This is a genomic window from Pseudopedobacter beijingensis, from assembly GCF_042678145.1.
GTDB lineage: Bacteria > Bacteroidota > Bacteroidia > Sphingobacteriales > Sphingobacteriaceae > Pseudopedobacter > Pseudopedobacter beijingensis.
The window spans coordinates 81,594-91,146 of sequence record NZ_JBHUDG010000047.1 but is presented as its reverse complement, the minus strand read 5'-3'; the positions used below and the strand labels follow the sequence as shown (position 1 = coordinate 91,146).

Annotated in this window: 13 protein-coding genes; 5 read left to right on the top strand and 8 right to left on the bottom strand. The window is 36.4% G+C overall.

Going from position 1 to position 9,553, the window contains the following annotated elements:
- On the top strand, positions 1-182 hold a 182-nt coding region (locus tag ACFSAH_RS16470), incomplete at its 5' end, for a hypothetical protein (protein WP_379663836.1).
- Between the two features lie 54 nt (positions 183-236).
- On the opposite strand, the gene ACFSAH_RS16465 is transcribed toward ACFSAH_RS16470, so the two are convergent.
- The 5 genes from ACFSAH_RS16465 to ACFSAH_RS16445 all read right to left on the bottom strand — a co-directional run bounded on the left by ACFSAH_RS16465 (position 237) and on the right by ACFSAH_RS16445 (position 3,173).
- Complete coding sequence (locus ACFSAH_RS16465; RefSeq protein ID WP_379663835.1) at positions 237-1,115, bottom strand: pirin family protein; 879 nt, start codon at positions 1,113-1,115, stop codon at positions 237-239.
- Between the two features lie 108 nt (positions 1,116-1,223).
- Positions 1,224-1,703, bottom strand: a complete 480-nt coding sequence (locus ACFSAH_RS16460; RefSeq protein ID WP_379663834.1) for a GNAT family N-acetyltransferase — start codon at positions 1,701-1,703, stop codon at positions 1,224-1,226.
- An 18-nt stretch (positions 1,704-1,721) separates the two neighbouring features.
- A complete protein-coding gene (locus tag ACFSAH_RS16455) occupies positions 1,722-2,087 on the bottom strand; it encodes an iron chaperone (RefSeq protein ID WP_379663833.1) in 366 nt (121 codons plus the stop codon).
- Positions 2,088-2,169: 82 nt separating this feature from the next.
- Positions 2,170-2,664 carry a hypothetical protein gene (locus tag ACFSAH_RS16450; RefSeq protein ID WP_379663832.1) on the bottom strand — a complete coding sequence of 165 codons (495 nt, stop codon included), beginning with the start codon at positions 2,662-2,664 and terminating at the stop codon, positions 2,170-2,172.
- An 83-nt stretch (positions 2,665-2,747) separates the two neighbouring features.
- Complete coding sequence (locus ACFSAH_RS16445; RefSeq protein ID WP_379663831.1) at positions 2,748-3,173, bottom strand: GNAT family N-acetyltransferase; 426 nt, start codon at positions 3,171-3,173, stop codon at positions 2,748-2,750.
- A gap of 173 nt (positions 3,174-3,346) precedes the next feature.
- Between ACFSAH_RS16445 and ACFSAH_RS16440 the strand changes: the two genes are divergently transcribed.
- From ACFSAH_RS16440 to ACFSAH_RS16430, 3 genes are read left to right on the top strand one after another with little or no spacing between them, the layout of a single operon-like run.
- Positions 3,347-4,012, top strand: coding sequence for a DUF6134 family protein (locus ACFSAH_RS16440; RefSeq protein WP_379663830.1), 666 nt, complete (start codon positions 3,347-3,349; stop codon positions 4,010-4,012).
- Positions 4,013-4,016: 4 nt separating this feature from the next.
- Positions 4,017-5,018 (top strand): SDR family NAD(P)-dependent oxidoreductase, encoded by a 1,002-nt coding sequence (locus ACFSAH_RS16435; protein WP_379663829.1) that lies wholly within the window; start codon positions 4,017-4,019, stop codon positions 5,016-5,018.
- Positions 4,994-5,797: an SDR family NAD(P)-dependent oxidoreductase gene (locus tag ACFSAH_RS16430; RefSeq protein ID WP_379663828.1), complete on the top strand. Its 804-nt coding sequence runs from the start codon at positions 4,994-4,996 to the stop codon at positions 5,795-5,797. Before ACFSAH_RS16435 ends, ACFSAH_RS16430 begins: the two co-directional genes overlap by 25 nt.
- 31 nt (positions 5,798-5,828) lie before the next feature.
- Here ACFSAH_RS16430 and ACFSAH_RS16425 read toward each other — a convergent pair whose 3' ends face one another.
- The 3 genes from ACFSAH_RS16425 to ACFSAH_RS16415 all read right to left on the bottom strand — a co-directional run bounded on the left by ACFSAH_RS16425 (position 5,829) and on the right by ACFSAH_RS16415 (position 8,020).
- The gene (locus ACFSAH_RS16425) at positions 5,829-6,284 is read right to left on the bottom strand and encodes a hypothetical protein (protein ID WP_379663827.1); all 456 of its coding nucleotides are present in this window, start codon (positions 6,282-6,284) and stop codon (positions 5,829-5,831) included.
- Positions 6,284-6,835, bottom strand: a complete 552-nt coding sequence (locus ACFSAH_RS16420; RefSeq protein WP_379663826.1) for a hypothetical protein — start codon at positions 6,833-6,835, stop codon at positions 6,284-6,286. The genes ACFSAH_RS16425 and ACFSAH_RS16420 overlap by 1 nt, the downstream gene beginning before the upstream one ends.
- A gap of 303 nt (positions 6,836-7,138) precedes the next feature.
- Positions 7,139-8,020, bottom strand: coding sequence for a DMT family transporter (locus tag ACFSAH_RS16415; RefSeq protein WP_379663825.1), 882 nt, complete (start codon positions 8,018-8,020; stop codon positions 7,139-7,141).
- A gap of 99 nt (positions 8,021-8,119) precedes the next feature.
- Between ACFSAH_RS16415 and ACFSAH_RS16410 the strand changes: the two genes are divergently transcribed.
- Entirely contained in the window at positions 8,120-9,538 is a 1,419-nt protein-coding gene (locus ACFSAH_RS16410; RefSeq protein WP_379663824.1) for an aminotransferase-like domain-containing protein, read from the top strand.
- Positions 9,539-9,553 lie beyond the last annotated feature (15 nt).

Here is a 9,553-nt window from a genome sequence, read left to right as displayed (position 1 = left end):
TGGTTTCCGGGAAGAATGATGTTAGATTTGCAGTAAACAAAATGGATCAATTACCGCCCTGCGGGGCGGTAATTGATCCAGTGACACAGTTTGTTTTACACTCCCTACGGTTGATCAGATTCTTTTTAAAAAATTCGGGATATTTCGAAGGAATATCCCGAATGGTTTTAGATAAATTGTAATAAGATTCATTGATGATATTTATCTAAAATTTTATCATCCTATACCTCGTAATTTTACTGATAAAAATCGGGGAGAGGTACATAGCCATCATCTCCAATAACTTTTGGGAAACCTTTGGCTTTCCATAATTCTTTGGCTTGTTGTAATCGTTCTTTATCGGAGCTTACAAAGTTCCAGAATATATAGTGCTCCTCGGGAAAAGGGTTTCCTCCAAAAATGTAAATGGTAGAATTTGCTGCCATTTTAAAAGAACATAGTTTAGCGTCTTTGGCAATAAGTATCTGTTTTGGACCAAAATTGGTGCCTGCATCTTCAATAGAACCTTCGAGTATATATAAAGCGCTTTCTCCAAAAAGGTGCTCACCAATATTTATTTGTGCCTGATTGCCGGTTTTGATTTCTAAAAAATAAAGGTCGGAATATACTGCTACAGGTGATTTTTTTCCTAATGCTTCTCCGGCAATCAGTTTGAAATGTACTCCGTTCTCTTCCCAGGCAGGAATATCATCTGCTTCTATATGTTGAAAAATAGGTTCTATTTGTTCCAGTTCTTTTGGTAAAGCTACCCAGATTTGCAAACCGTGAAGTTTTTTATCTGTAGATCTTAAATAGTCGGGGGTTCTTTCAGAGTGAGTGACGCCTTTCCCTGCAGTCATCCAGTTTACTGCGCCAGGCTGTATTTCCAGCGCATTACCTAAACTATCCCGATGCATAATAGCTCCTTCAAAAAGATAGGTTAGGGTAGATAAGCCAATATGGGGATGTGGCGGTACATCCAGATTTTGATAGTCTTTTAAGAATGCCGGCCCCATGTGATCTATAAATACAAAAGGACCCACTGAACGTTTTTGTCTGAAGGGCAATAGTCTGCCAACCATGAAATTACCTATATCTGCGGCTCTTTCTTCTATAATTAATCCAATATTAGACATGGTGTTTTTTATATCGTTCTACATAATAGGGATATCCTATCATCGTTAATCAATTTAAGAAACAATTTTGTTAGTTCAAAAGTTTTTGTGCTCTTCTAATAATTGCTGTCAGAGCTGCTGACTGAGGAGGATCATGTCTTTTAAAGCTTTTCCATTTTCAATAATAGGATAAGGATAATTATCGGTAAAGAAATTTTGGATAGTTCCTCTATCTTTAAATCCGTTTTTACGATAGAAATTAAGCTGTTGTATGCTATGGTCACCGGTTCCTACCCACAATTCCTGATAATTTAGTTGTTTCATGTCAGCTTTGATCTTATGAAGGATGACCGTACCTAGTCCTTTATTTTGATATTGGGGTAGAATAGCTATGTTTTTAAGCTCGACGATTTTTGGTGATTTTTTGTACAGTACCCAAACTGCAATGGGGCAATCTGGATTCTGAGCAATGGAGGCTGTAAAAACCAAAGAACTGTAAATGTATTTTTCGATAGCTTCCTTTGTTTCGTCGGCAAGAAGCAGGAGGTGAAAAGGTAGAGGATCGTCCTGCTTTAGTTTTTTAATATCCAATTGTTGTATAGCAATCATGTTGGTAAAAGCAGGGTGTTATTTTGCGTATTTGGTTTTGTTCTCCTGAACTCTGAATAAAACGATTTCCTCTATCAATTGATAGGGGATGGGCTGATTGACGGGGAATTGTACAGAACCTTTCCCTTGTTTATACGAGGATAATTGTTTAGCAAAGTGACCGTGTCCGGATGGTGTGGCATAAAAACCGATATGAGATTTAAATGCTGCAAAATAAATCAACGGCTTTTTAAATGTTTTATAGGCGGGCATACCGTAAGATATAGATTCTTCTGCCTGAGGGGCAGAAGTTTTAATGATATTCCTGATTTTTGTTAAAATCTGCTGTGTATCCTGATCAAAGGATGAGATATAACTGTTTACATCGGTATATTCTGCCTTCATGTTATTTATTGTTTTAGAGTATTGGCATTAAAAATACGATATAAATTTAAAGAGGCTCTTAAACTATTTCAAAATAAGAGGATTATGCATGTTGTTTTAGCTTGTGAATAATTTTTAAAAGGTAGGATCTGTTTTTTGCACTTTTTATCCATTGAGGTAATCTACTGGCAATACTATTGTTTTGCATATCAACATTATGGCGCTCACGTAATTTGTCAGCAATGTAATCTTCTATTATCAGCAGATGTTTAAGATTGTATGCCCAAATTACACCAAATGTTGTGTCTGTTTTATACCATAAATTGAATGCAAAGAAAGGGTCGCAGGGGCTATTAAGAAAAATTGGACGTAATTTTTTTTCTGTATGGCTGCTGTTTTTGTAAATAGCAAAAGAGGGTGTGTTTTTATAGAATAAAGCATATCCACAGGTTACGCAAGTAAATTTAACATGGGTTTCCTGTTCTGCTACGGAGCCGTGAGGTTTTCCTCCTGTAACTAATGCTCTGGACTGACATTTGGGGCAAATTACATCAACACGATCAATAAAATCTTCATTGCGAAGCGTGTATGGGTTCATTGAGTTATAGCTTTTAAAATCACATCCAAACTAATTAAGTCCGCTTGCTCTGTCAATACTCATAAATGGGTATTTAGCATATTTTAAAGCTTTTTAACTAAATATTTAGGGGAATCGGTATAACCTTGTCTAAAATAGAATTTATGTGCTTTTTCACGTCTGCTGTGCGAGTGCAGTTCTATACGATCGCAGTTTCTTTCTCTGGCAATTTGTGTACAGTATTCTTCCAGTATTTTTCCAAGACCTTTACCTCTTTGTTTTTCGTCGACAGCAAAATAGCTTATTCTTGCGAAATCACCTTGCAGGGCAATTTGAGGTATAATATGTATAGAAATAAAGGCTATTACGTAGTTGAACTGATCTTCTGCTACCATACAATATTCGTTTTGATTGCTTAACAAGAGTTTGATTTTATCGTCAATAAATGAGGATGTGTTTGGGTAGCCTAGTTGTTCCAGTAAATCAACAATAACGGGAGCATCTTCTGGTTTTATTTTTCTGATATTCATATATGCACAATATGTTGAAATAATTTTAACGCAGCACTATAATAGATGTTATTTCTGATGTAAGTTATTTCTAGCTATTCTATGCTCTATTATTTCTTATCCATAAATAAAACGTCTTAAGGGCTAAGGGTAAAATCTGATTGGGTTGTATTAGATATATAAAACAACAGATTATGATACCAACACTTATGCTATGGCTTTTTAGAAAGTATTGCATTTCGCGAACGGGAAGACTGGTTAAAAAGAAAAAAACAGTAAAAAAGGCTATGTTTTTTGTTATTTGCTGTTTAGGAGCAAGTAACTTATTTGCAAGCCCCAATACCTTCCAAATTAGTTTTAAGGGAAAGCCAATAGGCAAGATGGTTTTTACAGAAAACAGGGATGGAGAAAAACTCTTTCTTAAATTTCATACTCAGGTAGAAACTCGTTTTGTTTTTAATCTTCAAGTACGTTCAGAAGATCAGTCTTATTTTAAAGATGGTAGGTTACAGCTATCTAAAATAGAGCGTCAAATAAATAACAATAAGAAAGATACCAAAATAACGAGATTTATCAGCCCCACCCAATACGAAGTGAGTTATAGGGAAGAGAAATCGCAGCTGGATCATGCTATAACCTATAACCTGATGTTATTGTATGTATCGGAACCTATTGATGAAAAATGGGTGTATGCTGATAACTTTCAGTGTTTATTAGAGATAAAAAAACTGAGTAATAGCCGCTATCAGGTAAACCTTCCTGACGGTAATTACAATATCTATACTTTTAAAGAGGGAAGATGTGTGGAGGTGGAACACCATCAAACTTTTTATACAATTCATATGAAATTGATGTCGTAAAGCTATGCAGGAAAGAATATTAGTAACCGGAGCATCGGGATTTATTGGACGTAAGCTGAGCTTTAGACTGGCGCAGGAAGGTTATCATGTTATCGCATTTTGCCGTAATTCAAGCCAACTTATACTGCACCCGAATATTGAAATAATAAAAGGAGATATTCTTGATCTGGAATCGTTAAAAGCAGCTATGAAAGATTGTAAAGTGGTTTTTCATACGGCAGCACTGGCTAAAATGTGGAGTAAAAATAAAAGAGATTTTTATGATGTTAACGTTGTGGGAACACGGAATGTATGTCTGGCGGCAATACATCATCAAGTTTCTAAATTAATCTATACTTCCAGTTGTGGCGTATTGGGGCCTACATTGCATTCGCCTATGACAGAGAATGACCCCAGGATAGTGGGGTTTCCTATTGAGTATGAACGTACCAAATATTTAGCGGAATTAGAAGCTGATAAATTTTCTGATGATTTAGCAATTGTAACCCTAAGACCATCGCGTGTATATGGCGATGGACCTATTACGGGAAGCAATACGGTTAGCAGAATGATAGATGCTTATATCCGTGGGAAATGGAAATTTGTTCCAGGGAAAGGAATGTCAATAGCAAATTATGTTTTTGTTGATGATGTGGTGGAGGGGCATGTTGCTGCTATGAAAAAAATAGAACAAAGCGAGAAGTTTATTCTGGGAGGAGATGATGTGTCATTTAAACAGTTTTTTGATACCTTGACGGATATAAGCGGTGTTAGGCACAAGCTTTATGAAATCCCTATATCCCTGGTAGAGTGGTATGGTAGATTGCAAAGTGTAAAGACAAATATATTTGGTACCGAACCTCAAATTTTACCTGAGTTTGCGGAACGATTAAAATACAACCAAAAGTACAGCAGTCAGAAAGCTATAGATTATCTGGATTATAAAATAACTCCTTTTAAAGAGGGAATGAAAACAACGGTAGATTTTATTATCAACAATCAATGGAAAAACATACAGCAATTATAACAGGTGCCAGTCAGGGATTGGGTAAAGCGATAGCATTGGAGCTGGTTAAACAAGGAACAGATCTGATTTTGGTTGCATTACCTCAATCTGGTTTGTTGTATTTGGGTAACTTTCTGGAGCGCAATTTTACCGTAAAGGTACTCTGTATAGAAGCCGATTTGACCCAGATGGATGCTGTCGACTTTATTTTTAATCGTGTAAGTGAACATGATATGGTTCCAAATATATTGGTTAATAATGCCGGATTAGGGAATTGGGACTGGTTTAGTGATAAAAGTCTGCATTTTTATAAAATGCAGATAGATTTGAATATTACCAATACAGTATGTTTGACCAGAATGTTTCTGGAAAACAGATCTGAATTGCAAAGCTACATCCTGAATGTAGGTAGTTTAGCAGCTCGTTTTATAGTACCTAAAAAGCAAGTTTATGGAGCTACAAAATCATTCATTAGCTATTTTACAAATTGTTTAAGGCTGGAAATGGCGCATACTAATATTTCTGTGAGCTTGTTGAGTCCGGGAGGGATTAATACCCGTCCTGAATTATTGGAGCAAAACCAACAGTTGACAGGTTTTGCCAGACTCACTATTCTTGATCCTGATAAAGTGGCCAGAATGGCGGTTAAAGGAATGTTTGAGAAAAAAAGACATATAGTTCCCGGTTGGGCAAATATTTTATTGCTATATCTGGATTATATTATTCCCCTGCGTTTTCAGGAGATGATTATACGTAAGAGGTTGAAAAGTTTTCTTGGTGATAAACGACTAGTCCCTTAGAGTAATGGTGAAAAAATAATACTGCACTTATTTACTGGTTTGTTTTACGGCGTTTACCTTTAATAATGAACTTTCTAAGCTGTAATAAGCCTACGGTGAGTTTTCTTTTTGACTTAAAGTAGGGGATGCTGAGTATGACCAATAAAGAGATACATGCCGAAGTGCCTAATGAACCACCGTATCCGGTAAAAAAAAGACTAGTGTTAAGATAAATGAGGGTGAAAATAATTCCGGATAGTGCAATGCCCATATAGGTAGACATTTGTTGTGCGGAAACCATACCAATAAAGGATGCTCCAATAAAAACGTAGGGAATGTTTGTTGTAAGGTATGGTGAGAGCAGGTCTGGAAAAAGGTGTAATAAAGCGGTAACTAATAAGGTTAACAGCGCAGAAGATCGTACAGGTCCCTGGTTTAATCTTATATTTACAAAGAAGGTAAGCATAGCACTTAAACAGCCTGTTAATATTAGAATGGCACTTTCCATCAGCCTAATAAAAATATTAGAAAATAAGTAAGGGCAACTCCCAAAAATGCCAGTGTGCCTAATTTTCCACCAATACCATTTAATACGCTTTTGGATATTACCAAAAATACAGCTGTAAAAAAACTGGCGGTTAAAATAAATGTAAAGCCATTTGCAATTTGAGTATTTGACATTCCTATAAACGCACCACAATAAACAGCTGGGGGTAGTTTTTTGAGGTAAGCAGAGTTGGTATTCATATTCGGAATAAAAGATGCTATTGCACCTACAACGGAGGCGGCTAATACAGGACCTAAGCCCATTGTGTGGTTTAGATAATAGGAAAATACTGCTCCAACAGGAACCCAAACAGCTACCTTATAAGATTCGTATGCATGTACCATATCATGCAACTGTGCTTTGCGGTAAGTATAAAAAGTAAGGATGAGCAAAGATGAAATAAAGATAAGCAGCAAATAGGAATGTGTGTTTTCTTTGAACATGGTCAATAAAAACAAGATCTGGATAAAAAATAACAGGACGATGATTCCGTATCTTAATAGCTTACTCACACTTTTTCTAAACAGTGTGCAAAAGTAGGATAATATCTATAAAATCAAAGATTAAGAGCGGACATTAGCATGTATTATTTACGTTGTTATTTAAGTGTTATAATTTTATTTTGATGTAGTCTGCCAGATTTTTATCTGTAGTACTGCCATTTCTTGCTAAATGTTCTCTGATATGTTTTTTATTTCTATCCCGGTTTTGTTTTGATTTAATTTTTTCTGTTCTGTAAATCCGTAATTTCCAGTTTAAAGGAAACCATATCTTTAAGTATACCCTTTTTTTACCTGAAAATAATTAAAGCTGTTTTAACGAGCGAATTTTTTGGTTCCGGCAACACATAATATAACCCCAATGGTAACGGCCAGCATACCTGCGCTAACATTTTCGTTAAGCAGGGTTGCTGCTAATGCCAATCCGAAAAATGGCTGTAATAACTGTAATTGTCCAATAGAAGCAATACCACCTTGTGCCAATCCTTTATACCAAAATATGAAAGCAATAAACATGCTGAAAAGTGATACATAGGCAAGCCCCAACCAGGTTTGGATGCCGATGTTTTCAAATGAGGGAGGAAGAAAGAAAAAAGTAAGCGGCAGTGTAGCCGGTAAAGAAAGTACCAATGCCCAGGAAATAACCTGCCAACCACCTAAAGATTTAGATAGTTTAGCTCCCTCGGCATAACCTAATCCACATAGGATAATAGCTCCAAGCATCAGTATATCGCCTAAAGGAGAAGCAGAAAGCCCCTGAGCGCAGGCATATCCAATAACGAGGGTGCTACCTATAATAGAAAATAGCCAGAATATGGGCTTGGGATGTTCATTACCTCGTATTATACCAAAAATAGCTGTTGTTAATGGTAAAATACCTAAGAATACAATAGAGTGTGCCGATGTAATATATTGTAATGCTAATGCGCTAAGTAAAGGAAAACCAATGACTACACCTAAAGCAACAATGGTTAGGGAAATAAACTGTTGTGGTTTGGGACGGTTTTCTTTAAAAATAAATAAAGTTATAAGTGCAAGAATCCCTGCAATTCCACCACGTGCAGCAGTTACAAAAATAGGATTGAGGTCTAAAACTGCTATTCTGGTTGCTGGTAAAGAACCACTGAATAATACCACTCCAATAAAACCGTTAAGCCAACCACTCGTTTTGTATTCTTTTGATAGAATATTATCCATTTTTTCAATATTAAAATCTGGGTGTAAAATTAAGTTGTTGATTTGTGAGGATACAGTTACAGTTTGCTATTTTTAAATGGATACAGTTATATTTGTGATATGAAGAAAGATTTTCTATACCAAGAGATTGCCAACAATATTGCGGATAAAATCAGGCAGGGTGTTTTTAAAACAGGAGAGAGGCTACCTTCTGTAAGAATGTTGAGTAAAGAACATGGTATAAGTATGAATACCGCTAAAAGGGTGTTTCTGCAATTGGAATCTCAATCTTTGTTGCAGTCTAAGCCACAATCGGGTTATTTTGTGAGCCCATTAAGATTTGCAGATCTTCCTTTGCCTGAGGCCAGCAGACCTTTACCAGATATAACAAATGTAGAACCCAGTGAGTTGATCGGTAGTGTTTACTCTAATATGGGGCATGGAGAAAAAACTCTTTTCTCTATTGGAATACCATCGGGAAACCTATTGCCTCAGGCCAGGCTCAAAAAAGAAATTATACAAGCCAGTCGTACATTAAGGGAAGGAGGAACCGAATATGAACCGTTAGAAGGCAATGCTAAGTTGAGAAGAATGATTGCTGTTCGTTCTTTGGCATGGGAAGGTAATTTGAATGAAGAGGATCTGATAACTACCAATGGAGGAATGAGTGCTTTGTCTTTATGTTTAATGGCTACCACCCGACCTGGCGATACGGTTGCTTTAGAGAGCCCTTGCTATCCTGGTATATTGCAACTTGTTGTGGGATTAGGGTTACAAGTGATAGAAGTGGCTACTCATCCGGTGACAGGCATCGAGATAGAGGCCTTAAAAAAGGTGCTACATAAAATAAAAGTGTGCCTATTGGTTCCTAATTTTAATACGCCATTGGGGTATTGTACTCCTAATGAGCATAAAAAACAGCTGGTAAAATTATTGACTGAACACAATATCCCTATTATTGAAGATGATGTTTATGGAGATCTACATTTTGGAGCTGAACGACCGAAGTGCTGTAAATCTTATGATACAGAAGGGAATGTTTTGTGGTGTAGTTCTGTATCTAAAACTTTAGCTCCGGGTTATAGAGTAGGGTGGGTTGCTCCGGGAAAATATAGGGAGCAGGTATTAAAACAAAAACTTTTGCATTTTATATCATGTACATCTGTAGTTCATGAAGCTGTAGGGAATTTTCTGATGACAGGGAAGTATGAAAAGCATCTTCGTCTTCTTCGGCATACTTTACAAGAAAACTATAGACATTATGCCCGTATTATAGCCGAATATTTTCCAGCAGACACTAAAATAAGCCGACCGCAGGGTGGGTTGGTTTTATGGGTGGAATTTGCGAAAGAGATGGATACTATAAAATTATATAATTATGCGTTGAAACGACAGATTGTTATTGCACCAGGTAGGATGTTTAGCCTGCAAAATCAATATCAAAATTGTATAAGACTTTGTTTTGGTTTACCCTGGACTAAGGAATTGGAATTTCAATTAAAGCAAGTGGGGGCTTTTGCAAAGGTACTTCTGAGGTAAAAGGAATATAAATAC